The 25,720-nt window shown below is 57.9% G+C and carries 24 protein-coding genes; 16 read left to right on the top strand and 8 right to left on the bottom strand.

Annotated elements, in window-relative coordinates; translation table 11 throughout:
* Positions 1 to 2 precede the first annotated feature (2 nt).
* Genes P0120_02995 through P0120_02980 form a run of 4 tightly spaced genes read left to right on the top strand, consistent with a single transcriptional unit; the run spans position 3 to position 3,348 of the window.
* The gene (locus P0120_02995) at positions 3 to 1,463 is read left to right on the top strand and encodes a hypothetical protein (protein ID MDF0673299.1); all 1,461 of its coding nucleotides are present in this window, start codon (positions 3 to 5) and stop codon (positions 1,461 to 1,463) included.
* Positions 1,460 to 2,599, top strand: coding sequence for an LPP20 family lipoprotein (locus P0120_02990; protein MDF0673298.1), 1,140 nt, complete (start codon positions 1,460 to 1,462; stop codon positions 2,597 to 2,599). The genes P0120_02995 and P0120_02990 overlap by 4 nt, the downstream gene beginning before the upstream one ends.
* A 31-nt stretch (positions 2,600 to 2,630) precedes the next feature.
* Positions 2,631 to 2,900 (top strand): hypothetical protein, encoded by a 270-nt coding sequence (locus tag P0120_02985; protein ID MDF0673297.1) that lies wholly within the window; start codon positions 2,631 to 2,633, stop codon positions 2,898 to 2,900.
* A 4-nt stretch (positions 2,901 to 2,904) separates the two neighbouring features.
* A complete protein-coding gene (locus P0120_02980; GenBank protein ID MDF0673296.1) occupies positions 2,905 to 3,348 on the top strand; it encodes a type II toxin-antitoxin system VapC family toxin in 444 nt (147 codons plus the stop codon).
* A gap of 26 nt (positions 3,349 to 3,374) precedes the next feature.
* Here the strand turns inward: P0120_02980 and P0120_02975 are convergent, their stop codons facing one another.
* The 5 genes from P0120_02975 to P0120_02955 form a co-directional block, all read right to left on the bottom strand.
* Positions 3,375 to 4,250: an HAD-IIB family hydrolase gene (locus P0120_02975; protein MDF0673295.1), complete on the bottom strand. Its 876-nt coding sequence runs from the start codon at positions 4,248 to 4,250 to the stop codon at positions 3,375 to 3,377.
* 4 nt (positions 4,251 to 4,254) lie between these two features.
* Positions 4,255 to 4,962: a hypothetical protein gene (locus P0120_02970; protein MDF0673294.1), complete on the bottom strand. Its 708-nt coding sequence runs from the start codon at positions 4,960 to 4,962 to the stop codon at positions 4,255 to 4,257.
* Positions 4,959 to 6,284, bottom strand: coding sequence for a glycosyl transferase family 2 (locus P0120_02965; protein MDF0673293.1), 1,326 nt, complete (start codon positions 6,282 to 6,284; stop codon positions 4,959 to 4,961). Before P0120_02965 ends, P0120_02970 begins: the two co-directional genes overlap by 4 nt.
* Positions 6,281 to 7,525 carry a glycosyl transferase gene (locus P0120_02960; GenBank protein MDF0673292.1) on the bottom strand — a complete coding sequence of 415 codons (1,245 nt, stop codon included), beginning with the start codon at positions 7,523 to 7,525 and terminating at the stop codon, positions 6,281 to 6,283. Before P0120_02960 ends, P0120_02965 begins: the two co-directional genes overlap by 4 nt.
* Positions 7,526 to 7,776: 251 nt before the next feature.
* On the bottom strand, positions 7,777 to 9,438 hold the full coding sequence (locus tag P0120_02955; protein ID MDF0673291.1) for a thiamine pyrophosphate-binding protein: 1,662 nt from the start codon (positions 9,436 to 9,438) through the stop codon (positions 7,777 to 7,779).
* A 152-nt stretch (positions 9,439 to 9,590) separates the two neighbouring features.
* Here P0120_02955 and P0120_02950 point away from each other — a divergent pair, with 152 nt between their 5' ends.
* Positions 9,591 to 10,766 (top strand): class I SAM-dependent rRNA methyltransferase, encoded by a 1,176-nt coding sequence (locus P0120_02950; protein ID MDF0673290.1) that lies wholly within the window; start codon positions 9,591 to 9,593, stop codon positions 10,764 to 10,766.
* 175 nt (positions 10,767 to 10,941) lie between these two features.
* On the opposite strand, the gene P0120_02945 is transcribed toward P0120_02950, so the two are convergent.
* Positions 10,942 to 12,093, bottom strand: coding sequence for a hypothetical protein (locus tag P0120_02945; GenBank protein MDF0673289.1), 1,152 nt, complete (start codon positions 12,091 to 12,093; stop codon positions 10,942 to 10,944).
* A gap of 310 nt (positions 12,094 to 12,403) precedes the next feature.
* Between P0120_02945 and P0120_02940 the strand changes: the two genes are divergently transcribed.
* The 5 genes from P0120_02940 (at position 12,404) to P0120_02920 (ending at position 15,560) form a co-directional block, all read left to right on the top strand.
* Complete coding sequence (locus P0120_02940) at positions 12,404 to 12,739, top strand: hypothetical protein (GenBank protein ID MDF0673288.1); 336 nt, start codon at positions 12,404 to 12,406, stop codon at positions 12,737 to 12,739.
* Positions 12,740 to 13,029: 290 nt separating this feature from the next.
* Positions 13,030 to 13,470, top strand: coding sequence for a cyanase (gene cynS, locus P0120_02935; GenBank protein ID MDF0673287.1), 441 nt, complete (start codon positions 13,030 to 13,032; stop codon positions 13,468 to 13,470).
* An 812-nt stretch (positions 13,471 to 14,282) separates the two neighbouring features.
* Positions 14,283 to 14,504 carry a hypothetical protein gene (locus P0120_02930; protein MDF0673286.1) on the top strand — a complete coding sequence of 74 codons (222 nt, stop codon included), beginning with the start codon at positions 14,283 to 14,285 and terminating at the stop codon, positions 14,502 to 14,504.
* The gene (locus P0120_02925) at positions 14,477 to 14,821 is read left to right on the top strand and encodes a type II toxin-antitoxin system PemK/MazF family toxin (GenBank protein MDF0673285.1); all 345 of its coding nucleotides are present in this window, start codon (positions 14,477 to 14,479) and stop codon (positions 14,819 to 14,821) included. The genes P0120_02930 and P0120_02925 overlap by 28 nt, the downstream gene beginning before the upstream one ends.
* A 154-nt stretch (positions 14,822 to 14,975) precedes the next feature.
* Positions 14,976 to 15,560, top strand: coding sequence for a hypothetical protein (locus P0120_02920; protein MDF0673284.1), 585 nt, complete (start codon positions 14,976 to 14,978; stop codon positions 15,558 to 15,560).
* Positions 15,561 to 16,105: 545 nt separating this feature from the next.
* Here P0120_02920 and P0120_02915 read toward each other — a convergent pair.
* A complete protein-coding gene (locus P0120_02915; GenBank protein MDF0673283.1) occupies positions 16,106 to 16,420 on the bottom strand; it encodes a hypothetical protein in 315 nt (104 codons plus the stop codon).
* 61 nt (positions 16,421 to 16,481) lie between these two features.
* Between P0120_02915 and P0120_02910 the strand changes: the two genes are divergently transcribed.
* The 4 genes from P0120_02910 (at position 16,482) to P0120_02895 (ending at position 17,983) form a co-directional block, all read left to right on the top strand.
* Positions 16,482 to 16,688: a type II toxin-antitoxin system HicB family antitoxin gene (locus P0120_02910; protein ID MDF0673282.1), complete on the top strand. Its 207-nt coding sequence runs from the start codon at positions 16,482 to 16,484 to the stop codon at positions 16,686 to 16,688.
* Entirely contained in the window at positions 16,685 to 16,906 is a 222-nt protein-coding gene (locus P0120_02905; GenBank protein ID MDF0673281.1) for a type II toxin-antitoxin system HicA family toxin, read from the top strand. Before P0120_02910 ends, P0120_02905 begins: the two co-directional genes overlap by 4 nt.
* 496 nt (positions 16,907 to 17,402) lie before the next feature.
* Complete coding sequence (locus P0120_02900; GenBank protein MDF0673280.1) at positions 17,403 to 17,663, top strand: type II toxin-antitoxin system ParD family antitoxin; 261 nt, start codon at positions 17,403 to 17,405, stop codon at positions 17,661 to 17,663.
* Positions 17,663 to 17,983, top strand: a complete 321-nt coding sequence (locus P0120_02895) for a type II toxin-antitoxin system RelE/ParE family toxin (GenBank protein MDF0673279.1) — start codon at positions 17,663 to 17,665, stop codon at positions 17,981 to 17,983. The genes P0120_02900 and P0120_02895 overlap by 1 nt, the downstream gene beginning before the upstream one ends.
* A gap of 67 nt (positions 17,984 to 18,050) precedes the next feature.
* On the opposite strand, the gene P0120_02890 is transcribed toward P0120_02895, so the two are convergent.
* Positions 18,051 to 18,746, bottom strand: coding sequence for a hypothetical protein (locus P0120_02890; GenBank protein MDF0673278.1), 696 nt, complete (start codon positions 18,744 to 18,746; stop codon positions 18,051 to 18,053).
* 428 nt (positions 18,747 to 19,174) lie between these two features.
* Between P0120_02890 and P0120_02885 the strand changes: the two genes are divergently transcribed.
* Together P0120_02885 and P0120_02880 are read left to right on the top strand one after the other, a co-directional pair.
* Positions 19,175 to 22,009 (top strand): hypothetical protein, encoded by a 2,835-nt coding sequence (locus P0120_02885; GenBank protein ID MDF0673277.1) that lies wholly within the window; start codon positions 19,175 to 19,177, stop codon positions 22,007 to 22,009.
* Complete coding sequence (locus tag P0120_02880; GenBank protein ID MDF0673276.1) at positions 22,006 to 25,653, top strand: hypothetical protein; 3,648 nt, start codon at positions 22,006 to 22,008, stop codon at positions 25,651 to 25,653. Before P0120_02885 ends, P0120_02880 begins: the two co-directional genes overlap by 4 nt.
* The last annotated feature ends 67 nt before the right edge of the window (positions 25,654 to 25,720 follow it).

Raw genomic sequence — 25,720 nt, 5'->3', positions numbered from 1 at the left:
TGTTGAACCCCATCCTTCCACGCTCTACCCACGGGCCGATCTCGTTGCTGCCGTTTCTTGCCGTTCTCCTGTTCCTGACCGGGTGTAGTCCTTCCGGTAATCGCTACCGCCTCATTGAACAAAGCCTCTTTGCCGGTGATCCGCAACGGGCCGCGGCAATCGTCGAGCAGACCGAGAACGAGTATGGAGCAAAGGGGCGGTTACTGTATGAAATGGATCGAGGAATGGTGCTGCAGCTGGCAGGCCAATACCAGGAAAGCAGTGCGGCATTGGAACGAGCGGAAGAGGAGGTCGAGCGGCTCTATACCAGAACCATCCGCTCGGAGACCGCCGCATTTGTCTCTAACGACAATGTCTTGCCGTATGAAGGCGATGCTTACGAACACGTCATGATCAACGTCATCAAGGCCTTGAACTATGCGGCTCAGGGACAACTTCAAGAAGCATTGGTGGAGGTGCGACGTATCGACCATCGTTTGAATGTGCTCAGTGACAGAGTAAAGGGTGCCGATAGGTACCGGAATGACGGGTTTGCGCGGTATGTGAGCGGTATCCTGTACGAGGCAGCCGGTGATCTCAACAACGCCTTTATTGCCTATCGCAACGCCTATGACGCGTATGGATCGATGCAGGAGTGGTCGAAGATGTCCGTTCCTCCCTCCTTGCGCTCCGACCTCTTGCGCACAGCGGAGGCACTCGGCTTAACAACCGAGTTTGCCGAGTATCGACAGACTTTCCCTGATGTTGAGTGGCAGTCTCGATCATCCCAAGAGCAACTCGCTCACGTCGTGATGATCAGCTATAATGGTCGGGCTCCGCGCAAAGAGGATCTGTTCTTGGACTTACCTATTAGTCTTGATGCCGTACAGTTAGTCTTGCTAAATCGAGCGGTCTTTCAGTCGTCCTATCGACGAGATCGTGTGGCGGACAGCATACTGTATGGACTCAATGGAGAAGTGGCCCGCGTTGCGCTTCCACGGTTAGTTGCGCAAAAGACGCGGGTAGGATCTGAAAGTATGACGCTGACCGATTCGTTCGGCCATTCCGTCACCGTACGATCGGAGCCGGTGCAGAATGTAACCGCCCTCGCGGAGAAGAGTCTTTCGGAACGGTTACCAGCGATCACTGCGAAAGCTCTCGCGCGAGCGGCGACGAAATTCGCCCTGGCGGAGGGGATCACCAGGGGAGCTCAGCATGCTGCCGGCAGAGAGGCCGGTCCGTGGGTGGGACTTCTCGTCGAGGTGCTGGCGAAGGGGATTGCTGTGGCGTCGGAAGAGGCCGACAAGCGAAGTTGGCAGACCTTGCCCGACGAAATTCACGTGGCTCGGGCGTGGGTACGACCAGGTCCGTACCAGGTGTCCATTCAACCGTCTGGACAAGGGGTGACGACGGTGAAAGATGGACAAACGATCGCGCTGACCGGCGGCCAGACGGTGTTCATCATCCAGCGTGTGATGCAATGATGCGCACCGGCGAGTCTTCTTTCGGACAAGGAGTTGTGGTTTTCCTGTGTCTGTGGTTGCTGGTGTCCGCATCGACCGCCTGTAGCTGGTTCGCGGGAAAAGAGAAGCCGGGGTGGGTCGATGGTCGGGGTTCGGAGTATCCGCCGAATCACTACTTGACCGGAGTCGGCCAAGCGGACATTCGAAGCAATGCTGAAGACCAGGCGTATGCGGCCGTGGCCCGCATCTTCAAGGCGGAAGTCGCGGCGCAGGCAAAGGACCGGGAATCGTATTTGGTCGTTGAGAATCGCGGTGTCTCCAATGCCGAGCGGCGACTCACGATCGACAACGTGACGAAAGTCTCGACCGACAAAGTGCTGGAAAACGTCAGGATTGCGGATGTCTGGTACGACTCGGACAGCCGGTCGTACTACGCTCTGGGCGTGATGAATCGTGATCAGGCCGAGGCCGCGTTGATGGAGAAGGTGTCGGCGTTGGACCGTGCGATCGAGGCGGATGTCGCCGAGTCACGGCAACCGACGGACAAAGTCGCCAAGGTTCGCGCTCTTCGGCGGGCCGGGAGAAATCTCGTTCTGCGCGAGGCATACAACAGGGATTTGCGAGTGATCCGTCCCAGCGGGCAAGGCGCCCCATCCAGCTATCAGGTAAACGAATTATCCGATGAGTTGGAGCAATTTCTTGCCACGAATCTGGTGATTGCGGTACAAGTGTCCGGAGATCATGCGGAGCCGGTTGGACGTGCGCTGGCGGAAGGGTTGATCCGGGAAGGACTTCACGTGACCACGAGGACGGAAGATGAAGAGGTTGGTGCTCCGGAATTGATCGTCCGAGGCACTGTCCGTCTGTTTCCTATTGAGGCGCGCGACCCAAATTTCAAGTACGTTCGGTGGTGCAGCGATTTCGAGGTCGTGGAGCCGGGGACGGGGCGCGTCCTTGGGACGATGGCGCACGGTGGAAAGGAAGGACATCTGACAGAACGTGAAGCCACGGCGAAAACGCTGCGTGTGATGCAACAAGAGTTGTCGTCGGATGTCGCGAAGGCGATCGCCGCGCATGTTTTCGGCGAGGGCGCGTTGCTCGAGACGGCGACGAGGCCGGCGAGTTGCCCGCGAGAAGAATCAGGGGTGAGGCGGTAACTGAACGTTCTTTCAGAAGGAGGCGTCCATCGTGGAAAAGACAGATGAACTATCCGTCAGCCGAGCGCCACGCAGCAGGGGACGGGGGCTGACCAAGCCAGGACAAAAGATTTCAAGCCGTCTGGCAAAGCGGCGATTGAATGACCGACTGAAGGAAGACACGGCGTCCTTCAATAGAGGTAATCTTGCCGACACCTTGCGAAAGGAAGGGTACGAAGAGGCGCCGCTCGATGAACTACAAGATAGGCTCTCCAAGCTCCAAGGGCCGCTCGCGGAAATCATTCTGAAGGGGAGGGCGTAAGGGGATGCCATACTACTATTTCGACTCAACCGCACTCATTAAGCGCTACAGCATGGAGCGAGGAACCAGGATCGTGAATAAGCTGATGGTGAAGCGTGGGAAGGTTGCGATCGTCCCGACATGGACCGTGACGGACTTCTATTCGGTTCTGTGCGCACGAGCTCACGAGGGACAGATTACGCGGGATGATTGCTACTCGGTGCTCTATAAGTTCGAAATTGAATCCAAGCAGGGACTCTATCGGTTCATCGCACCGAGGATGGAAACCTATCTGGCCACTAAAGAATTGGTCTTGGAGTATCCGTCTCTTCGATCGCCTCAGGTGATGCATCTGGCATTGGCATTGGAGCTGAAGCCGTTGCGATTGACCGTCGTGAGCGCGGATTCCCAGCTATTGGCGGCATCAAAAGCCGCAGGACTCCATATCATTAATCCGGCAGAGGACTGACGCAACAGGTTTCGAACTGAGGGCGATCATGTGGCTCGGAGGTTGACTGGTCGCCCATGAGATGTTTCTTCCGAGGCCTGTCGTAGCAGTTCCAAGACGGCACGATTCCAACCGACAGGGCCGATGCCGGGTGCGCGAATGAGGTTCGGCAGGTTGATCTCAGGGTCGTACGAGCCGTCTGGTTTTTGTACCAACACCGGATGGTCGACCGTCAGTAACAGAGGGAGATCGTTGAGGCTATCGCCGATGCCGATGGTTTCTATGTCGTCCGGCAGGTTAGCGAATCGACCCTGCCGTTTGTAGCAGCGAAGCAGAATTTCTGCGGCCCGACCCTTGTCGTTGTTTCCCGTCAGGTGAAAGAAACGCCCGCCTCTTGTCCAATTCAGATCTCGCCTCACGATCTGGCGGCAGACTTCCTCGATTAGCTTGGGAGGGCCGTTCACTAGAAACGGCTCATCGAATTCCCGCAGCATAGCCCGGAGCGCATCTTCTCGGGAGAGCCCTGTGTTCTCCATGACTTCGTCGACCGACAGGTCGCCGAACCCTCGGAGCGGTGTGCCTACCGCTTCTTCGATTTGCCGGAGTACATCCCGGAGGAGCGCATAGGGAGTACCGAGTTCGATGATCTGATAACTGGAGCGTCGCCGCGACCGCTCCAGGGGGAAGTCAAAGGTATGGAGGGGCACAAACACCGCCGCGCCATTCTCAACGATGAAGGGATTGTGGTGATCAAGGCGCTCTCGAAGCGGCTCGATTTCCGCGCGGGTCTTTCCGGAAACGAGAATGACCGGAATGTTCTCTGAACGAAGGGCCTCGAGTGCCGGTCTCGCCTCGTCAAAGGAATACGTGTCGTTGTCCAACAGAGAGCCGTCTAGGTCTGTGAAGAGAATATAGCGTGACATGGGATTAGAGATGTCGTAGATCTTCGTTGATCTGCGACCGGGAATGTCCGGCCAGACGTCGCTCCAGGAAATCCTTCGCCAGATCCTTACCGCCCAATCCCAGCGCCAGTGCAGCGGCGAGGACAAGGCCTCCCCAGGTGATGCCGAATCCAACGACGACGATGTGCTGGGCAATCCCCAACTGTTCGAGCGCCATGGCCACCGTCAAGAGTTGAATGCCCCATCGGGTCCCGGCTGCGATCCAGCGGGCCGGAGGCAATCCCGCGTTCACGGCAGCGATCAGGACGGCCTGTGACACAAAATTCGAGACGAGATAGCCGATGATCCCGATCACGGCCGCTGTGACTATATGAGGAATGTATGACAAGAGCGACTGAGCCGCCTGATTGATCGGAGCAACGTCGAGCGCGCCCAGAGATGCCGTGGTGGCAAAGATCACGATCAGCCAGTAGGTAATGCGACCGATGATGTAGGACGGATCGGCTTTGAGGCCTCCTCTCAGCAGGGCTGCCGCGATACCGATCCGATCGCAGAGTCGATCCAAACCGATGATGCGAAGCAATCGTTCCATCAAATGCCCCATGCCCCAGGCGGCGCCCAGACCGACCAGCAAGAGAATCATCATGGCCAACACATTGGGAAGAATGGCGAGGACGCGTTCACCGAGAGCCGCAACCGGTCCGAGTAATGTCTGTTCCCAGCTTGAAGTCATGGCTGGCTCCTTTCAGGCCTCACGTGGGCAGCGCCGATGACTTCGCGCGCGTCTTGAGACTGAGGCCAACGTGCGACAAGGTATTCTTTCTGTTTCTCGAACGTTCGGCAGAGCGCTTCAATCAGGTGTTCGGCCTCTGCCGTTGTCAACCCCTGACTATCCATCACGAATGACGCAGTCTTCCCTAAATAGAGAGGGGTCAGAGCCTTCAAGAGATGTTCTTGTGGGAGCACGCTCCGATGATGCGCGAGGGCCGCATCATAAATAACCTGGGCCCAGAGCGAATCAGGAATGCGGAAGTCACGTATGGGGACATCCCGAAGACGGGACAGGTGGTCCAGTGCGTCTTCGGAGAGAATGCGTGCCCAAATATCGTATAGGTCCGTAAGCCCGAGATGAAACAAATCCACCATCCGTTCGACATTGACGTTCACCGGCTCAACTCCCACCTCATACTGGAAGCCGAAGAGAGGTATCTTTCGCGAACCTGTGACGGGAAGCCAGCTGGGAGCATGGGCTTCCATCAAGGCGAACAAGGCGCCCACCACCTGTCGCAACATGGAGGAGAGATCGGCGGCAGGATCCTTGGGATCATGAATCTTGGCCCCGAGAAAACTCTGACACACCTTGGCCCCGCTCGTAATGGCTTCGGTCGTCATCCAGATGTCGATCCCGAAGCGCGCGACATCGGACTCCCAGACATGTTTCTCGAGATAGTGTTGGGCCAGTGCTCCGGTGAATCCGAAGTCTCCGCCGATCGGCTGACGGACTTCCTGTCCATAGAGGGCTCTGGTAAGGGGATAGGCGATGCTGTTGGTGATGGTGCCGTCATATTTGTGGCGTCGGTAATACGGAGCCACATAGTCGTATCCTTCTTTGATGATCGGATGAAGGAGCAGTTCCATCCACTCGGGTGTGATGCTGCGGACGTCCGAGTCGACGACGGCACAGGCCGTGACTTTGAGCCGTCGAGCGACCTCGAAAATCGTGCGAAACGCGCTGCCCTTGCCGGGGATTCCGTAATAGGGCGTGATGATTCGGTGCAGCGTGCTCTGTCGATCGCTGATGAAGAGGGGTTCCAGATCGACCATGGTATGGGCGACGATAGCCGCGGTATCGTCAGTGGAGCCGCCGTCGGCATTCACCAGGACGGCACGATGGCCGTGAAAGTATTTTGCCAGACCGGCTCCGACGGCCCGAACGACATGTCCCACGGTGCCCGCATTATTAAAGCTGGGAATGCCGACCAGAATATCGGCAGTGCGCACCGCTTCCAGCACCGCTTCGGTTTCAGGAGTGAGTGGGATCAGGCCGGTGTTCATGAGACGGGCTGCCTTGTTTCCGCTGTGGGGTCCCAGGCATGGTCTTGTTCTACGGCGTCCATGAGGCGATGAAAAATATCGGGTACGGCGTGGGCGACGCGGCTCCAGTTCGAGATCATCGGGACTCCCAACGGATCTCCGAGGAAACTGTCCGTCGCCAAGGTCATGCCGCGTAGAAAGACTTCGACGGCGCGCCGTTCCTCGTGGCGATCAAACTGCAAGCTGTTGATCGCCGCGTCATTTTCATACCGGCTGATCGCTTCTTGCGCGGCTTGGAGATAGGTGGCTCGCAATGTTTTGAGTATGCTTTCCGAGAGGACCAGACCTTCGCTTGCCAGGTTTCGGAACAAGGACTTCGTGATATCGATGCACATCTTGAGCAAGCCTGCATCCGGATTGTGGGTCGACAGCGTTTGATGCTTATGCTCATAGGCATCGGCGATGTCCGCCTGGCAGATCCGCCGGAGCGCACAATTGCGGTATACCTCCGCCAGCATGCCGACCTCCAATCCCCAGTCGCCTGGAATACGGTTGATCCAGGCCAGATCCCGCACCATCGCGAATTCACCGGCCAGCGGGTACCGAAAACTATCCAGAAACGAGAGCAGGGGATGCGGTCCGACCAACAGTTGTAGGCTGCGGATCAGCGGAGTGATGAAGAGACGCGTCACCCGTCCATGCATCCGGTCCGTCACGCGGCTGTAATATCCTTTGCAAAATTCGTAGGCGAGGTTCGGATTGGCGACGGGATAACAGAGGCGAGCGAGGTACTGACGATCGTAACTCACGATATCGCAGTCATGAATGGCGATCACCTGGCTCTGGCCTCGGGCCAGCACATAGCCGTAGGCCGTCCAACATCCTCGTCCTTTGCCCTGGAGCCCGATGTCGATTTCATGCGAGACGAGTGTGTTCAATAGTGCCTGGATTCGGGCGCCGTCGTTCCAGATTACACGGACTCGTTGGGGTAGCTGAGAAAAAAATTGCTTGGCCAGTCTGAATTCCAACGCGGAGGCCTGATCCAAGGAGATGACGATTTCGTTGACATATCGAACTTCGCCGAGGATTTCGACGATTCGCTTGAGAGCCGGCCGTTCCAGCTCCGAATAGAGGGAGGGGAGAACCAAGGCGATCGGAGTCGTCCTCGCATATCGTTCGAGCTCTTGCTCAAGTTGCTCAATGTTGGACTGGCCGAGCCGGTGGAGAACCGTCACGACTCCATTTTGATAAAAGTCAGACACGGTATCCTCTTTTACGGATCCCTAATTATTACTGAAAGCCGGTCTCGCGTAAAGTCAGATAGACGAGGAGGGGTAGATTATACCCCGGCTAAGTGAAATACAAATATGGGGAAAAGGTGCAGGGAGTATACCATTCTGACCTCGTGGAAAAAACCCTAGATTCTCATCGCTTCACGCATCAGTTGCGGGGAAGCTAATGGAAATATCTGATGGAGCTGTAGGGGAAAGCAGGCAGGAGTGGAGGGTTGTCCCTATGGTTTATCAGTAGAAAGCTTCTTGCCCAAGCGTCTTGCCAAGCGCACCATGCCGGGCGATCGATCGCTGGGGCTCAAGAGAACATTGAGGAGATGCAGCTGATGTTGGTCCGCAAAGGCGGCGGCGAGGCTCTGTTCGAACTCTCTCTGGGTGTTTACCCGCGAGCCCCGCCCACCCCCGATCAGATCGCACACCTTGTCATATTGCCATTCATAGACATCGTTGAAGGGACCGTCCAAGATCTCTCGTTCAGTTGAATAGCCGCGATTATTAAGCAGGATCACAATCGGAGCCTGCCCGTAGCGAACGCAGCTCGCTAGCTCAGTGCCGGTCATCTGAAAAGCGCCGTCTCCTACCAGGACGATCGGTCGCAGGCTGGGGTCGGCGAAGGAGGCGCCTAAGGCAGCGGGAACGGCGAATCCCATCGAGGTGTAGTAGGCCGGCGAGAGAAACTCGAATCGATGGCGCACGTGCAGGTCAGCCGCTGCAAAGAGTGACTCGCCGACGTCCGCGATTACGACCGTCTTTTCGGTCAGCACCGTATCTAAATGCCGGAAGAGTCCCTCCAGCGTCACCGGGGCGTCCAAGTTCGGAGGTGAGGATACTACGCAGGTTTGGGATGGGAGCGATCGTGGGGAATGGGAAAAGGAAGGAAGCGGAGATTTCACCAGGCCCTGGACGAAGTCCTGGAACTTGATGGATTCATACCGATGATGCTTGATGGCGACACGGTCGGCGGTGGCGTGGATGGTTCGTCCCTCCGAGAGTAAGGGCGACGTGGCATCCAGATCTTCAACATCGGACAGAATGGACCCCAGGATCAACAGGCAGTCGGAATCGTTGATGAACCGTTGCACGTCGTCCCGGCCGATCAGGCCGCCGTAGACGCCGACGTAGAGCGGATGATCCTCGCGGATGATGGATTTGCCGAGCAACGTCGAGGCGACGGGAATGTGGAGGCGTTCGACCAAACGAGCCAAATCGTCCTGAAGTCCGAACCGACCCACTTCCGCTCCAACGAGCATGGCCGGTCGTTTGGCTGAGGCGAGCATGATCCGCACCTCACCGATCGCTTCCTCCAGGGCGGCCGGGTCACTCGGAGTATCTGCAATGCAGAAGGGCTTCATGCCTCCTGTCAGCGGGCAGTGAACCCTGTCTCTGGGGATCTCGATATAAATGGGACGACGGTAGCGAAGCAGGGCGGAAAAGGCCTGATCCATCTCTCGCTCGGCGGTCAACGGATCGTCCAACGTCACGGCGGCGACCGTCATCCGTTCAAAGACCTCTCGTTGCGTGGAGAAATCGCGAACCATATGGTGCAAGTATGGTGTGCGGCTTCGTTCCGAGAGTCCGGGAGAACCGGTGAGCAGGACCACCGGCGATCGTTCCGCATAGGCGCAGGCAATCGCATTGACGGTATTCAATCCCCCCACACAATAGGTCACGCACAAGGCCCCGATACCGTTAATCCTGGCATAGGCGTCAGCTGCAAAGCCGGCGCAATCTTCCCTGGTCGTCCCGATGTGCGTGATCGGCGAGGCTTCGATCAGCTGGTAGAGAGACAAGACATAGTCGCCTGGAATTCCGAAGATATGACGGACGCCGAGACGATGCAGGCGATCCAATACTGCCGATCCGATCGTAGCCTTGTCGCTCATGCTGATGCTTTCAATGGTCGGTTGAACGTATTGATATCAGGAAAACATACTGACGACACTTCGTCAAGAACAACTGAGGGGCCGCGAGGTTCCTCATCCGGTACTTGACCACTTACTCATAGAGTCGGGTACAACATGGCATGGGAAAAGGTATGCCACAGACCGCACAGGTTCGCCTCACCGCATCACGTGGGTCAGAGAGTCGGCATCTCTGGCTCTATGCCGGCCACCTGGGACCAGTGGTCGGTGAACCAATAGCCGGTGGCCTGATCGATGTACTCACCCCAGACGGCCGATTCTACGGGCGCGGCTTCTATAGCCCTGCTTCGAAAATCAGAGTCCGCCTGCTGACGTTTCAGGATGAACCGATCGACGAGACCTTCTGGCTGGGAAGAATTCAGCAAGCGATCCACTTACGGCAACGCGTCGTCGCTCAGTCCAATGCTTACCGTTTGATTTATGGAGAAGGGGATCGACTGCCGGGGCTGATCGTTGATCGGTATGATCAGTTGCTGGTCATGCAGACCCTGTCTGTTGGCATGGACTCCAGAAAAGAGCTGTTGGCCGATTTACTGATGAAGGAATTGAACGGCGCAGGCATCTATCTTCGGAACGATGCCAAGAGTCGGCCACTCGAAGGCTTGCCCCTGGAGCGAGGCTTTCTTCGCGGCAGCGGTCCGACGCAAGTTGAGACTCAGGAAGGGGCCGCGAAGTTTCTCGTCGATGTCGAACGGGGGCAGAAGACCGGCTGGTTCTGCGATCAGCGGGAAAATCGGCTGGCTGCGGCGAAGTTGGCAGCAGGAGCCGAGGTGTTGGAAGTATTTTGTCATACCGGCGCTTTCGGCATTCATGCGGCCCTGGCTGGAGCGCGGTCGGTGGAGAGTCTCGATGTCAGTCCAGATGCGCTAGAAATTGCTCGCCGGCACGCTGTGATGAACCATGTGGAGAGTCGCTGTACCTATCGCCAAGCCGATGCCTTCGAAGAAATGCGAAAGCTGGTGAAGGCCGGCCGACGCTATGATCTCGTCATCCTTGATCCTCCCGCCTTTGCACGTAGCAAACAGGCCTTGCCTGGCGCGTTAGCTGGATACAAGGACATCAATCTATTGGGTTTGAAATTGTTGAAGCCGGACGGGTTTCTGGTTACATGTAGTTGTTCTCATCCAGTATCCGAAGCGGATCTCTGGACCAGTATTCGCCTCGCCGCCCGTGATGCGAGGCGAGACATTCGCTTGATCGAACAACGAGGCCAAAGCGCCGACCATCCGATCCTCGCCGACATGCCGGAGACGCGCTATCTGAAGTGTTTTATTGTGCAGGTGTTTTAACAGGTTGTTGGTGCGAACACCTCCTTCCAGTTACGTCCAAGGCCGCATGAGAGGTTGCAGTGTATTGGATCTCATCGACATGGATGACGATCGCCTTCCTCTCTGAAGCTGAACGATTGAAAACTCACGAACCTATCCCCCTCATGTTCGACCTGACACCACTCGGCTTCACCTGTCATCTGACGGACATCTCGAGGGGGACCCCGTTATGCCTGACGGTCAACTGCGCCGGGAGTGTGACCGGATCCGACCAGCTTCCGACCGGTCGATCATCGGACTCCACGATTTGATCACCCGACTTGATTCCGGCACGGAAGCCCGGTCCCCCTTGAAGGACGTCCAGTACTTGTATGCCTTCCCCCGACCAAGTGTAGTCCGGCACCAGTCCTAATGGATTATCGCCGAAGGCAGCCGTGAGCGCGGCCAATCCATAGGCGGCGGCTTCTTGGAGCAAGAGACGACTGGCAAGAGAGTCAGGCTTGGCGGAACGCTGGGTCCTGGCTGCGACCGGTACCGGCGACATTTGGCTTCCCGAAACCATTTGGCGGAACAGGGTGGTGCCGCTTTCAACCTTGAAGAGGCGGAGTTCGAACGCCGCCGACAATGGTATGCGCTCCGGTAGGATCATCCGATAGATCAGCAAACTGTCCGCGCCGACAAGTCTCCCGATATGGATCGACGTCTCGTCATCGACATGGCCGCCGTATTGAATGCCCATCTCCTTCAGCACCGCCTTCAGATCCTCTCGTTCCACCAGCACCAAGTCTCGATGGCGTGTGCGCAGGAAATTCAAGGTCAGATCGAGCCATGAACTGATTTCGACATCAGACGACCCGTCGATAGGCATGATAGCCAAACGCTGCGGCAGGGGCAGGATGGGAGGAGGCATGAATACCGGAATCACCGAAATGCGAAGGCCTCCACGGACATGCGCTTTTCGATCGAGCGGAACAGCAGGCCCACAGACGAGCCCCAGCAGGGGCCGGACGACCTCAGGCGTTCCCCAGAGGCACAATTGATTGTCTTGCAGCACGACATAATACGGGTGCCCCGCTTCGCCCGGAAAGTAGCAGTTTGGGAAAAACGGACAATGGATCACATAGGCAGTCCAATCGCCCTCTGGATAGAACCGATACTCCCAAATGGTCTGCCGCCCCTCGTCCTGAACGACACGATTCGGTTTGCCCAACTGCTTCAGGACTTGTTCCTTCGGCATCGACACGACCAACCGATCTCGGAGTGTTTGGGCATCGTAGATATAAGGAACGAGGACGCCGCACCCTCCCACCAACAGAACCGACAGCAGAGCGGTCACAGTCCGTTTCATGGTGGTTTCTCAGGTCCAGCACGGTCCTCCCACTCGCCTGAAAATTATTGTACGCTGGACTGTGGCGTCTGAGCTAGAGGGCCTATGGAACCTTGGAATACATGCGGGAGGGATGGCGTGAATAGATTCTCCCGCCTTTATAGGTGCGGTCCTCAATTGATTACGAGCGGGACTCGTCCTGCTTCGCAGGACCTTGCTCTCACCCCCGTTTCCCCAGACGGGGAACTCCCCCTGGATTAGATGAACGGCACCCCTGTTGATAGAGCCGCCGCGCGGTAGCATAATATCAGTAAAAGAAGGCCTCCGTCGCATGAAGATCGCAACGTTCCTGTTATTAGCAAGCCTCCTGTTCGCAACCGGATGCAACCGGGGCCTGTCGGCGCAGCTTGATGCCGATTTTCCCAACTCAAATCAGGACCATTTGAAAATCGCTTCCTATTACTCCCGACAGGCCGTGCTTTCCCGCCAAAAGGGGGCGGAACAAGCCAATCGCGCCTTGATCTACGAACAGATCTTCGGACGTGATTCGGACTGGGTGGCCGGTGCGCAAATGCTCACGCAGTTTTACGAAGACGCGGCGCGTGAACAGGACCGGCAGGCTAGCCTGCATCTGGAACTGGCCGGCAGACGACCCTCGAATCGTTAGGTCCACCAACCTGTTATGGGTTCTGGGACCTGTGCATCAGCGTTTCTCATGCGTCAGGTGCCCGTCCGGTCGCGCCGCCCGGAGAAATTCCGTCCCGAGTACCCCAGGCGGCGTCATCTGAACGGTTCCTCTGGAGGAAAGTGGAATAGAAGAGGTACTGGGACTCTCTGTGCCACAAACGCATTTCCTTCCAGTTACGTCCGAGGCCGCATGAGAGGTTCGCGCCCATCTCTTTTCCACAGGGTCTCCTGTTGATTGGTGACAGAGACCCCTATTCATGGGAGGCCAGCATGGAGAAAGAAGCGATACGCAGTAAGGTCAAGGCCGCTCGACTCGAGAAGAAACTCATGATCGCCGACGTTGCGAGGGCAGTCGGCAAGAACCCCACGTTCGTGGCGGCGGCGTTGAATGGTAATCACCGATTTACCCCGGACGAAGCGGTGAAGGTCGGCAAGCTTTTGGATTTGGACAACGAGATTGTCCAATCCTTGAGCCGCTTTCCGGTACGCACGGATCTACCGAACATGACGGACCCGTTCAAGTACCGGTTGCTCGAAATTGTCGGCCTGTACGGCGATTCCTTGCGTGAGATGGCGAACGAGATGTTCGGCGACGGCATCATGAGCGCGATCGATTTCACGGTGGACATGGAGAAGGTCACCGGCAGCCAGGGTGAAACCCGCTGCAAAATCACGCTGAACGGCAAATGGCTCGAGTATAAGTCATTCTGACGAGAAGTGCGTCCGCGGCTGGGTTTGAAGCTGCTCAAGCCGGGTGGGTTTCTCGTGACCTGTTCCCATCCCGTCTCAGAGACAGATCTCTAAAATAGCATTCGCCTCGCCGCCCGCGACGCTAGGCGAGACATCCGGCTAATTGAAAGACTTTGGTCAAAGCGCCGACCATCCGATCCTCGCCAGCATGCCCGAGAGGCGGTATCTTAAGTGTTATATTGTGCAGGTGTTGTAGCGGAAGGCGACTTCGTCAATCCCGCCGCGATGGACCTCGAGACAGTTGCAAGGTCGTAGTAGCAGTTTCTACAAGCAGTAGTCGGTCTGAGCGCGATCCTGCAATCAAGCCAAAAGGATGGTCGAAAAAGGCTGTCTCGATCTCCGACACTACACCTGGCAAAGGTGGCGGCAATCTTGGGTTTCGGCCTCATGAGCTTCTTGAGGCCGCCCTGGCCAGTTGCATGAACATGAGCTTACGCATGTACGCCGAGAAACAGAGCATTCCGCTTTCGGGTGTATCCGTCGCTGTTTCCCTCAATCGAAACAACCCAGATGGGCCGTTGTTCGAGTACCGCGTAGAGTTTCATGGCGCGCTATCAGAAACTGAAAAGGGCCAACTCCTCTCGGCCTTGGAGAATTGTCCTGTTCGCACGACACTGTCAAAGCCGTTGCACTTCAGGCTTCGCGACCGTTGATGGGGCCTGACCGTGCGGTCGAACGGGAGACGCGAAAAGGCACCATGTACGCTGGTCCGAAAAGAAGCGTTAGCCATGCACGGCTAGCTTTCTGTATACTTTAGCGGGGAGGAACAAACGATGATCCGAACCGTCGAGGCCGTGATTGATGAGCACGGGAATGTGCGCCTGCTTGAGCCTGTCCATCTTCCTGCAGCCCGGCGAGCACTGGTCATGATCTTGGAGGAACATGCGGTGGCCGGGGTGCCCGAAAGTGCGTTACTCAGTGAAGTTGCGCTAGCCGAGGATTGGAATCGGCCGGAAGAGGATGAGGCATGGTCTCACCTACAGCAGGTGCGGTAGTCCTCGTTCGCTTTCCCTTTTCTGACTTGTCACAGACCAAACTTCGTCCGGCTGTGGTGCTTGCTGAAGCCGGACGGGGCGACTGGATTCTCTGCCAGGTGACAAGCAAGCCTTACAGCGACACCCGGGCGATCAAGCTGGAAGATACAGATTTCTCCACGGGGTCGCTGCGAGTCCTGAGCTATGCCCGTCCCGGCAAACTCTTCACCGCCAATCGGGATCTCATCGTTTCGGAAGTTGCCACACTGAAATCGCAATCGTTGAAGCAGGTCGTCGATGCTGTGGTGAACCTCCTCCGTGCGGGCAACGCGTCATGATGAGTGCGAATCTGAGAGAAAACATGCCTAACAAGGCGATGGAGTCCGACGCTCTAAAACAGCGCGGCTCATCGCTCCGTTAGGCAGCACAAAATCGAGACCCCTCGTCGTGCGGGCCGTCTAAATCCTTGCGTTCGGAGGCACAGCGAAAACCATGACCGACGAAGATGAATTTGCGAAACTACAGCGTAAGCTTCACAGCCAATCCAAAGAGGCTCACGTACCCAAAGATGACTTAGCCGAGGTTCGAGAGATAGCCAGGCAAAAGGTTGCTGGCTTCTCTGCATGCCTTGAGAAGAGGGCTGTTGCCATTAGCTCCGTGAATGCCGATCTTTCCCCAATTGAATGTTGGCGAGAAGAAGGGGTTGGAGGTCAGCGTCGGCGAGCGGAAATGGTTGGAGGCGCGCGCCTAGACCGCGTCGTCCTGTCATATTGGACCGAATTTGATACCGTTCCTAGGCCTGCTTTTCAATCTCCTCGTCCCTGGGATCTCATGCGAAAAGGTCACTATCTCCACATAATGTTCTTCAGAGATCGTAAAAGCATCGACGATCAAGAACTATGGTTCAAACTTCCTCTGGAACCATTCGAAAGCTCTTGGGTAATGACAGTTCAACATATGCGTGAGGCAGTATACGGACAAACAGCGCAGTCCGAATCGCAGACTTTGCACACATTTGCCAGTGATCAAGCGCTCGCAGATTTCTGTCTCGACCGTCTCATCAGAATTGCCTATTAGCGTAGCGAAAGGTAGCAATAAAGGGGTCGCCCATCTCGAAGAATCCAGTCAAGAGGCACACAACACCTTCCGCACGTCGCTTTCCATCCTCAGGCATCGTGCGCCGATACTTTGTGGACACCACTCCCCCGTGTGAGGCCTGACGCGCGTCCCCGTTCTCGTGCCGGTGGTGTCGACTCCCAACACTGAGTCGCACCAGTCACCCATCAGGATCAAGGCATGGGAGGGATCTTCCAGGAGGATCCATTCCGGCCCCTGGCACGTCGTGCCCCAGACAACCGTCGGTCCTCGACCGCGTCCATAGGAGAACGGAACAGGATGTGTGGCTGCCCTCTGGCGCCAACCCCGTGCTGGTTCATGGCCGAGGCGACTCAGTTCCCACGCCGGTGGCGAAGGAGCATGAAGGAGTGGGGGCTGGGGCTAATCGGGAGTCCGGGGTCGCCCCCAACCCCTTTGCGAGTTCCCACTCCCACCACGGAAACAGATAAGGTACCGGGAGTCTTTTATTGAGGTCGCCGCACAAGCTATCGGGACGCCACCGCGGTTCAGTCTTCCACGCCCACGCCGATCACGATGAGCACTGCATAGTCCTGCTTCGTGCAGCCCTTGACCGGAGGCATCGTTCCCCCTGGCGCAACTGGAAACGCCGTCTGCTTCGCGTTGGCTGGCGAACACGAATTACCCCCCGTCGCCGGTGTATAGCGTGCGGAATGGCAGGCCAGGTGGGTCACATCGTAGAGCGTCGCGCCCTGATCGAGCTCCCAGCGCCTGTCGCCAGGAGTCTTCGCACAGGCCACTGAGTTGCCCTTCAATCCTGAATTCACACCCTGCTCAGTGGAATTGTCAAAGTATGCTAGCATAGGCGGAACTCATCGCCGGTTTCGGAACAGGGACGTTGGTACGTACTAGGGGAGGTGACCCGTGAGACAGGTGATTATTTACCGTGGAGAGGACGACTATTGGGTGGCGGAGTGTCCAAGCTTACCGGGTTGTTTGAGCCAGGGGAAGACCAAAGAAGAGGCCGTTGGCAATATCCGAGAAGCCATTCGGGGTTACATTGCCGCTTTGGAAGAAGACAAACTTGCCGTGCCTGAAGAGCGGTTCGAAGCTGTGTTGATGGCTGTATGAGTAAGTTGCCGAGTCTTTCCGGCCGAGCCTGCATGAAAGCGTTGGAGCGAGCAGGTTTTGTGATGAAGCGGCAGGAAGGCAGCCATGTCATTCTTCGACGGTCGCAACCCTTCGCCCAACTGGTGGTGCCGGATCACAAAGAACTCGATCGCGGAACGCTCCGTGCCATTATCCGTCAGGCGGATCTCACGGTGGAGGAGTTTCTTCGATTGCTATAGATCGCACAGACACTGAAAAGGTATCGAGCTTTATTTATTGAAGTCGATGCGCAAGTCGTCGGTGCGCCACCGCGGTTCAGTCTTCCACGCCCACGCCGATCACGATGAGCACTGCATAGTCCTGCTTCGTACAGCCCTCGACCGGAGGCATCGCTCCCCTGGCGCAACTGGAAACGCTGTCTGCTTTGCGTGAGCCGGTGAGCAGGAACCACCTACCATCGCCGGTGTATAGCGTGCGGAACGGCAGGTCAGGTGCGTCACGTCATAGAGTGTCGCGCCTTGATCGAGCTCCCAGTACGTGTTGCCATGAGTCTCCGCTCGGGCCACCGGTGTTGCCCTTCAACCTTCATTCATACTCACATAGATGAAAGCGGATATTCGTCTATGTGGATGCAGTCGCTAACCCACAGTTCGATATGGCATATAATGACATATATTGCCATTTCTCGCCATATGTGGCATAGTCGAAAAGGTACATTACTGAAGGAGGCACCCGATGCAGAGTATGAACATTTCTTTGCCTGATCCCTTGAAGCAATTTGTAGATGGGCAGATCGCCCAAGGTCGGTACAGCAGCGCCAGCGAATATGTGCGGGAACTTATCCGGGCCGATGAAAAGCGCAAAGCCGAGGATGAGCTGGAAGCAAAATTGCTGGAGGGATTGAGGAGTTCGAAAGCGGCACTGACGCCGGCAGATTGGAAAGAGATTCGCGCCGAGGCTTTAGCAAAGGTGGCTGCCCGAAAGAAGCCGCGCTGATGGCGACGGTCTACCGGCACGCGGCGGCCAGGCGCGACCTGGTCGAGCAATTTGTGTATCTCGCAGAAGAAGCGGGGCTGGACATGGCAGAGCGGTTCCTGACCTGTGCCGAAGCGAGTTTCAATGATCTGGCCCGTCAACCGATGATCGGCGCACAGCTGACGCTACGTCATCCTGATCTTGCCACGATGCGCAAGTGGCACATCAAAGGATTTGAGAACTACCTGATTTTCTATATTCCACACTCGGATGGTGTTACCATCGTGCGCGTGCTACATGCGGCACGGGACTGGTGGAGCTTATTGGAGATGGAAACCTAGCAGGGGACGGGGAATTCTTGTTTGAATAGCACGTCCGACACGTAAGCCGTCGGTGCGCCACAGCGGTTCAGTCTTCCACGCCCACGCCGATCACGATGAGCACTGCATAGTCCTGCTTCGTGCAGCCCTCGACCGGAGGCATCGTTCCCCCTGGCGCAACTGGAAACGCCGTCTGCTTGGCGTTGGCCGGCGAGCAGGAACCACCCCCCGTCGCCGGTGTATACCGCGCGGAACGGCAGGCCAGGTGGGTCACGTCGTAGAGCGTCGCGCCTTGATCGAGCTCCCAGCGCCTGTCGCCATGGCTGTCGGCGGGATGAATAGTCAGCGCTGCCGTCACCTTGCGGGCGCCCGTGACCAGGTATTTGCCGGGAGGAAGTGGGACGGTCGGTTGCTCCATGATCAAGCCGTGTTCCTCCAGCCACCAGTCCGTCTCGTCGAACTTCCAGCGCGCCGGGGCGACGCCACCGGAATTTTTTAGTGATTGATAGCGGTTCAGCTTCACGCCTCGAGGACCTGGGTCCAGCGGCCACAGACCCCACAATTGCGCACCGCTCCCGGAGGTCGCACGTGGATCGCCCAAAGCCGCGATATACTGAGTCGAGATGCGCGTGAACTTCGTCTGGCCCCCGTCTTCGGTGTGCACCGGCTGAGCCGAGGCGGTGATCGTCACCAGCAATGCCGTCGCAAGGCAGGCGCGGCTGATGAGGCGCTGCTTGCTCCTCGTGCGCCCCGACGTGGTATCTCGCGGTACATGGGTGCGCATCCTGCTCGTCCTGAGTGTTGACATCATCGCGCAACATTCCTTTCCGGCTGGGTCAGCAATAACCAGATCACCGCTATCTTTTACCAGCCCGGCCGTGCGGATATCCAGAATGACATCAACCTCGCTTCGGCGACACGTCAGCCGTCGCCGGGGCGCTGGCTGGCAAGATGGCGGCTGTGAGTGGCGACGGAGCGCACAGAGGCACAACCAGCAGCGCGAGCGGATGGGTCGCGAGGGAGGCACGGCACCGGGGTGACAAAGATCGCTGGTGGAAAAGGCCCTTCAATTGTCCTATACCCTCCGTGATTTCGCGAGCCGCATCTTTTGCCTTGATGGCGGGCAATGATTGGTGTATACGCTCGCACCGTGACGGACGAGAGCAAGGCGCCGAAGGGTCGGCGCAAATCGGACTTCACGCGAGGTTCGCCGTGGAATTGCCGCTGATTCTGTCCGGTCCCATTCTTCGCCGGGTTGAGTCTGGGTTAGTTTCTGTGTGGGTTGCACTGAGCAAGGCTTGCTCAGTGCAGCTGTCCTTGTTTGAGGGCCTCGCGAAGGCCGGCGACCCGCCGAAGGTCAGCCGCGATGCCGACAAGGTAGACTCGCTGGCGATCGGTGACAAGCTTCATCTTGCCGTCGTGATGATGAAGCTCACGGGCGCCGATGTCCTCAAGCCCGGCCAACTTTATTCCTACAACATCTCGCTTACCGAAAAGACGGGTGGTGCGAAGAACGACCTGAAGTCGCTGGGCTTGCTCCAAGACAACGTCCTCAGCACGACGCCTGCCGAAAAGCGGAGGCTGGCGCTCGGATACGTGCTCGATCAGTTGCCCAGCTTCGCGCTTCCGCCGGACAAGCTGACGGATCTGAAGATCATTCACGGTTCCTGCCGTCTTCAGGTGGCGGGGTTATCGGACGCGCTTCCCGGGGTCGACGATCTGATCAAAGAGAAATTCCAGGACCCGAACCAACGCATCCATCAACTTCTCCTTGCCGGCGATCAAATCTATGCGGACGACGTGGAACGGCGAGTGCTTCCTCAGATGATCGCCCTTGGCCAAGACCTACTGGCCAAACGGGAGTTCTTGCCGACCAACGAGCCCAACGGACTCGCGGCGAAGTTCAGCCTGGCCGATGAGCAGAACTTTCCCGCGGGGATGCGCAAGAACCTCGTGTTGTCGGAAGCGCGAATGACGACGGTGGACAATCACTCGCATTTGCTGTCCTTCGGTGAACTGGCGGCGATGTATCTCTTTGCGTGGAATAACGAGTTGTGGCGGCCAGCCGCGATCAAGGACTTCGACGACACCATCGCGGAGTTTCGCGCCAACTACATCGCCAAGGTTCCCGACACCGCGCTGCCGCTCTTCCGCCGTCGCGACGACAAGAATCAACCCAAGATCGCCGACGCGTTGCTTCGCCGATTCACCGACTTCGCATTCAAGACACTCACCGCCGATGAGCTGAAATCAGTCATCAAGAAGAAGGACGATTTCGATCCTGTCGGGCGAGATCCTATCGATACGGATACGTTGCAGCCCGGCAAACTCCCGGCGCAAGGGTCGCCGGTGCGCGCCACGTTTCCCAAGGTCTACACGTTTGCGGAGGGGCTCACGGCGGATGAACTCGGCAAGTTCAAAGACTTCATGCAGCAGGTCAAAGACGATCTCGGGGGCTTGTACAAAGTCATTCTTGATCGAGGTCGGGACAACTGTCTCGAAGCCCTCAAAAACCAACACAAAGTCCGGCGCGCCATGGCCAACGTTCCGACCTACATGATGTGGGACGACCACGAAGTCACCGACGATTGGAACTTGAACCCGATGTGGCGTGATCGCGTGATGACCAATCCGTTGGGTCGCGCCTGTGTCCGCAACGGCATGTTGGCGTTCGCGCTGTTTCAAGGTTGGGGCAACGATCCTGAAAAGTACACGCAAGGAAAGCCCAAGAGGCTCTTGGAGCTCGCGTCGATGCTGTACACCGGCGCATCAACATCGGCGACGCAACAAACCGCGAACGATGAAATCGAGCAGCTCTTGGGTCTGAATCGCCGCACGATCGACGTGACGAAGTTCGACGACCAATTATCCTGGCACTTTTCAGTGCCGGGCACGCGGCATCTCGTGGTGGCTCTCGATAACCGCACACAACGGAACTGGGTCACTCGCGGGGGGCCGCCGACAAATATCATTCTCGGGGCGATCGAGAAACAGATCCCAGCTGGTCCGTTGCCGTCGGAAAAAGAAGTGCTGATTGTTGTCGCGCCGCTGCCGGTGCTCGGTCCGCCGATGTTCGATGAGCTGATTGCGCCGCTGGCGTACCGGGCCTTCGATGTCAAAGAGATCATCGCCAACGGCAACGAAAACCTGCGTGGCATGCCCGGCACGAATCCCGATGCGATTGAAGCATGGGCATTCGATCCGAAAGCGACCGAGGCGCTGCTCAAGCGGCTGGAACCCTACCGCAAAGTCGTCCTGCTTTCCGGTGACGTGCACTTCGGCTCGGCTCAAGCGATGAGCTACTGGAAGAACACCGATCCCGACGGCAATCCCTGCCGCTTCGTGCAATTCACGTCCAGCGGCTTCAAGAAGGTCTTGCCGGAGTATTTACGCGATATCGATCTGCGCCTCTCTCGCGCGCAGCAGCTCGTGCGCGCTCACATCAACGCCGAGCGTCTCGGCTGGAACGCGAAAGCCGATGTGCTCAATGACAAAGCGAAGCGGGCCGTTCCCGCATTGCGGGCGCGGTTGGAAGACGAGCCTATGTTGCTTCCCGCCTACGGTTGGCCGGAGGGAATAGCCGTGAAGCCGGCCACGCCGCCCGATTGGTCGTGGCGGATCAATGTGCTGCTCGACGAACGGCCGGAATTCAACGGTCAGCCCTATGAGCCGGACAAAGAGCGTCCCGAGGCAGCGAAGCCTCCATCGGCGGGGATCGATATCGTCTCCACGCCGATTCCGAATCCCAACTTCCGCAGCAATTTCGCCGACGCCTATCGTCGTCTGGTTGCACGCCATCATCGAAGCTTCGACGTCATGCGCAATGGCAGACAGCTGTGTATCGGCCCCAATCTGGGGCTGATCCATTTCAAGATCCTCAAGGACCCCCAGAATCAAGACGTCCTGCACGCGATTCAGGAACTGCACACGGTCTTTCCGTACGAGTTGCCGAATGCTTCTTCCGATCATCAGCCGTTCACCACTCACAAGGCGCGTCTAACCGGTAATCCTACGGAGAAGCGCCCCGTGCTGCGAGGGCAACCATGAGCGCCGAGGACATTCTGCAGACCGTCGTCGGCAAGGTCGGCGAATTCTACGAGTGGCTGGCCGACCGTTTGAACGACGATGCGGCGCGCGCCGAGGTCCTCATCGATTTGGGGCTACCGCCCAATATTCCCGTGGGGCAGCCGTTCCCGCAGCACCGGATCAAAGGCATCAATGAGTATCGCAAGACGATCAGCGTCGAAACGGAGGTTTCTACGGCGCACGCCCAAGATCTCGGCAAGGTGTTGGGCCTGTCGTCGAGCAAGGCGGCGAAGCTGGTGCTTCCGGAGAAGAATCTCGCCGACATCCGCGCCTATCGCGATGCCAAGGATCCGAGCTTTGACGATTTCAAGAAGGCGCTCGGCGATATCAAGGAAGTCTTCACCGCGCTGACGAACTTCGTGAAAGCGCTGGACGTCGAGGGCATCCATAACATCCCGGAGCTGGTCCACCGCTTGATCGACATCTTGATGGTGGACTATCTGCGTCTGCACTTCGTGCCATACGGCCCACTCATCTATTGGTTGGCGCAACCGCTGGGTTTTCTGGAAGAGCCGCTCACCGCCACGATTCCGCATGTGGTGTGGAACCGCTTTGTCACGATCTTTAGAAAGCGCGGTTGGCTGCTCGACGACGAAGAGCAAGCACGCACGTTTTCGGACAGCGTGTTCATTCCGCTCGCGGCCGCGCTCGTCATTCTGGAGTTTAAGGGGTTGACGTCCTCCACGTCGCGCGAGGACGACGGCGATCTTTCGACGCTGGCCATCGAGCCGCTGTACGGCTGGGAACCCGCGCCCGGCTCCGCCACGCCGCTCCTCGACAAGATGTCCGAGCGCACGCTCTCTCTCCGCTTCAATTGGAAGGAGCGTAGCCCTACTGACCCCAAGAAAGCCATCGACAAGAACGGCACACTCACGTTGCTGTTCATACCCAAGATTCACGGCGGTCCTGGCTTGTTGGTCTCTTTTGAGTTCGGCGCGAGCATCAACGTCCCAATCAACAAAGATTGGCGCTTCAAAGTCACGCCGTCGGTGACGTCCGGGGACTTGTTCTTTCATCTCGACGAGTTTTCCAAGTCCAGCGCGGGCGGTCCGGGACAGCCGAGCATCAAGTTCGGCTTCGAAGGCGGCAGTGCCGAAACGCCGCTCTACCGGCTTGGCAAGGAAGACGGTTCGCATCTGCAATTCGGTAAGTTTGAAGCGGAATTCGAATTGTCTCCGGCCGTTGCAGGCGTGCGGGCGCTCTCGCGCGAGAGCGAGGTGGTGCTGAACCTCGACAAGTCCGGCAACGGGTTTCTGTCGCAGATTCTGCCGGGCGAGAAGCAGATTCCGCTGAACTTGGGGCTGGGATGGTCGACGGAGCGGGGATTTTTTCTCGAGGGCGGCAAGGGTAACGTCATCAAGCAAACCAATTCGCCGCCGCCTCTGCCCTCATCGCCGCGTCTCGCTTCACTGTCGAGAGCCCCGCGGTCTCGCGAAGTCGATGCCGCCGCCGCCGCTGATCTCAATCGCATCACGCCTGTCGGCAAGACGTTCGGGCCTGCGCGGATTCAGTTTCTGTCGCTTGGCCTCAAGCCCCAATCGGAGGACGGGAACGCCAAACTCACTTTGGCCGCAACTCTCGCCGCGGATGTGCGACTGGGTCCGCTGACGGCCAGCTTCGACAAGATGGGATTCGCGCTGACCGTCGATTTCGTCAAGCCCGACGCCAACCTCGGCCTGTTCGATTTGGATTTCGGATTTCAGCCGCCCAAGGCCATCGGCCTGGACATCGACGGCAAGGTCGTTCACGGCGGCGGCTTCTTAGATCTCGATCGCGAGCACTCGCAATACGCAGGCGCTCTGCATTTGGAGATCGAAGGCTTCGCGGCGCTGTCGGCTCTGGGCCTGCTGAACACGAACATACCCGGCGGCGGCTTTTCGCTGCTCGTAATCATCACGGCGGACGGCTTCAAGCCCATTCCCATCGGCTTCGGTTTCATGCTCATCGGCATCGGGGGGCTGTTGGGCATTCATCGCACGGTCAATGAAGATGCGGTGCAGGCGGGCGTGCGCGCCAACACGCTCAACGCCGTGCTCGCGCCGAAGGACTTGGTTCGTAACGCGCCGCAGTATCTGAGCGTGATTCGCAACTTCTTCCCGGTGGCGCGCGATCATTACCTGTTCGGCCTCGTGGCGCAGATCACCTGGGGCACACCGCCGCTGATCACCATCAATCTGGCGCTGATTCTCGAGCTGGGCGTGCGGACGCGATTCCTCATCCTGGGACAGGTGTTGGCCGTCCTACCCAAGAAGGATCTCGCTCTCGTTCGTCTGCAGATGAACATCTTCGGCGGCGTCGACTTCGATCAAAAACGCGCGTTCTTGGACGCCGTGCTGTTCGATTCGCGCCTCGTCGATCGCTTCGTCATCACGGGCGAAATGCGCATGCGTCTGAGCTGGGGCAACCAGCCGTTCTTCGCGCTGTCTGTCGGCGGCCTGCATCCGGCGTTCGTCCCACCGCCGGGCTTGGAGCGCATGCAACGCGCGGCGATCGTCTTTGCCGACTCGGAGAATCTGAAGATCCGTTGCGATTCATATTTCGCCATCACGTCGAACACGGTGCAGTTCGGCGCGCATGCCGAGCTGTTCGCCAAGAAATCGAAATTCAGCATTTCGGGCCAAGCCGGGTACGATGTGCTGATTCAGTTTGATCCGTTCCATTTCATCGCCTCGTTGTCTGCGTCACTGCAGTTGAAAGCCGGCCCGACGAATCTGTTCAAGGTCAGCTTTGCGGGCGAGCTCTCCGGCCCGCGTCCGCTGAACGTCAAGGGTAAGGCGACATTCGAAATCTGGTGGATCGATTTCACCGTGTCGTTCAACGCTACGCTGGTGTCCGGCGAAAAGCCGCCGCTGCCTGCGCCTGTCGACGTGGGGGCCTTACTACGCACCGCGTTGGCCGACGCCGCTGCGTGGAACGCGGTGATGCCGGGAACCAGCGAGCGTCTAGTGAGCTTGCGAGAGGGCCAGGCCGGTGCGGTCCGCATTCATCCCCTGAGCACGTTGACGGTGAAGCAAAGCGTGGTGCCGCTGAACACGCCGATTTCGCGCTTCGGCAATACGCGGCCACAGGGCGGCACCCAAGAATTCCGTATCCAGCAGATTAAGGTGGGCAACGCCATGCTGACGCCGCTGGCCGGTGATCTGGTCCGCGATCACTTCGCGCCGGCGCAGTTTCGCGATTTGACGGATGACCAGAAGCTGTCGAGCCCGTCATTTGAGCTGTTACCCGCCGGCGTCAGCGTCGGCAGTAATGCCGTGGATTGCGGAACGCCGGTGCCGGCTGCTGCGGATTTTGAGGATATCGTCATCCCGAGTCCGCCCGAAGAGCCACGGACAACCACGACCGTTCGGTTCGACTTGGCAAAGCTGTTCTCGGAATGGAGCGCGGTCGGGATGAGTGACACCTCGCGTCTCGGTGCGATCCGCTACCGCGCGGCGGCGATCTCGTCGCTCGCGGAACCGAAGACGTTTACGGTGAAATCGAAGGTCGATTTGTCGAATTTTGAGGGGACGACGACATTCGCCACGCACCTCGAAGCCGAAGATGCGTTGAAAAAGATGAATAAAGAAGACGCAGCGAATTTCCAGGTCGTCGCGAAGCGGTAGTAGGGGAGTGGCGCAGTATCCAGACCGGAGGCCCTGCCACGCGACAGAGCGGGGGCAGAAAGGAGCA

The sequence above is a fragment of the Nitrospira sp. genome, assembly GCA_029194675.1.
Classification (GTDB): Bacteria; Nitrospirota; Nitrospiria; order Nitrospirales; family Nitrospiraceae; genus Nitrospira_D.
Note: the sequence above shows the minus strand (reverse complement) of the source record. Positions and strands in the feature narration are given on the sequence as shown.

Bases quoted from the DNA above. Each gene is read 5' to 3' on its own strand.
- P0120_02990 (MDF0673298.1), top strand. From the start codon at position 1,460: ATGATGCGCACCGGCGAGTCTTCTTTCGGACAAGGAGTTGTGGTTTTC.
- P0120_02980 (MDF0673296.1), top strand. From the start codon at position 2,905: ATGCCATACTACTATTTCGACTCAACCGCACTCATTAAGCGCTACAGC.
- P0120_02975 (MDF0673295.1), bottom strand. From the start codon at position 4,250: ATGTCACGCTATATTCTCTTCACAGACCTAGACGGCTCTCTGTTGGAC.
- P0120_02970 (MDF0673294.1), bottom strand. From the start codon at position 4,962: ATGACTTCAAGCTGGGAACAGACATTACTCGGACCGGTTGCGGCTCTC.
- P0120_02965 (MDF0673293.1), bottom strand. From the start codon at position 6,284: ATGAACACCGGCCTGATCCCACTCACTCCTGAAACCGAAGCGGTGCTG.
- P0120_02955 (MDF0673291.1), bottom strand. From the start codon at position 9,438: ATGAGCGACAAGGCTACGATCGGATCGGCAGTATTGGATCGCCTGCAT.
- P0120_02950 (MDF0673290.1), top strand. From the start codon at position 9,591: ATGCCACAGACCGCACAGGTTCGCCTCACCGCATCACGTGGGTCAGAG.
- P0120_02945 (MDF0673289.1), bottom strand. From the start codon at position 12,093: ATGAAACGGACTGTGACCGCTCTGCTGTCGGTTCTGTTGGTGGGAGGG.
- P0120_02940 (MDF0673288.1), top strand. From the start codon at position 12,404: ATGAAGATCGCAACGTTCCTGTTATTAGCAAGCCTCCTGTTCGCAACC.
- cynS (MDF0673287.1), top strand. From the start codon at position 13,030: ATGGAGAAAGAAGCGATACGCAGTAAGGTCAAGGCCGCTCGACTCGAG.
- P0120_02930 (MDF0673286.1), top strand. From the start codon at position 14,283: ATGATCCGAACCGTCGAGGCCGTGATTGATGAGCACGGGAATGTGCGC.
- P0120_02925 (MDF0673285.1), top strand. From the start codon at position 14,477: ATGGTCTCACCTACAGCAGGTGCGGTAGTCCTCGTTCGCTTTCCCTTT.
- P0120_02920 (MDF0673284.1), top strand. From the start codon at position 14,976: ATGACCGACGAAGATGAATTTGCGAAACTACAGCGTAAGCTTCACAGC.
- P0120_02915 (MDF0673283.1), bottom strand. From the start codon at position 16,420: ATGCTAGCATACTTTGACAATTCCACTGAGCAGGGTGTGAATTCAGGA.
- P0120_02905 (MDF0673281.1), top strand. From the start codon at position 16,685: ATGAGTAAGTTGCCGAGTCTTTCCGGCCGAGCCTGCATGAAAGCGTTG.
- P0120_02900 (MDF0673280.1), top strand. From the start codon at position 17,403: ATGCAGAGTATGAACATTTCTTTGCCTGATCCCTTGAAGCAATTTGTA.
- P0120_02895 (MDF0673279.1), top strand. From the start codon at position 17,663: ATGGCGACGGTCTACCGGCACGCGGCGGCCAGGCGCGACCTGGTCGAG.
- P0120_02890 (MDF0673278.1), bottom strand. From the start codon at position 18,746: ATGCGCACCCATGTACCGCGAGATACCACGTCGGGGCGCACGAGGAGC.
- P0120_02880 (MDF0673276.1), top strand. From the start codon at position 22,006: ATGAGCGCCGAGGACATTCTGCAGACCGTCGTCGGCAAGGTCGGCGAA.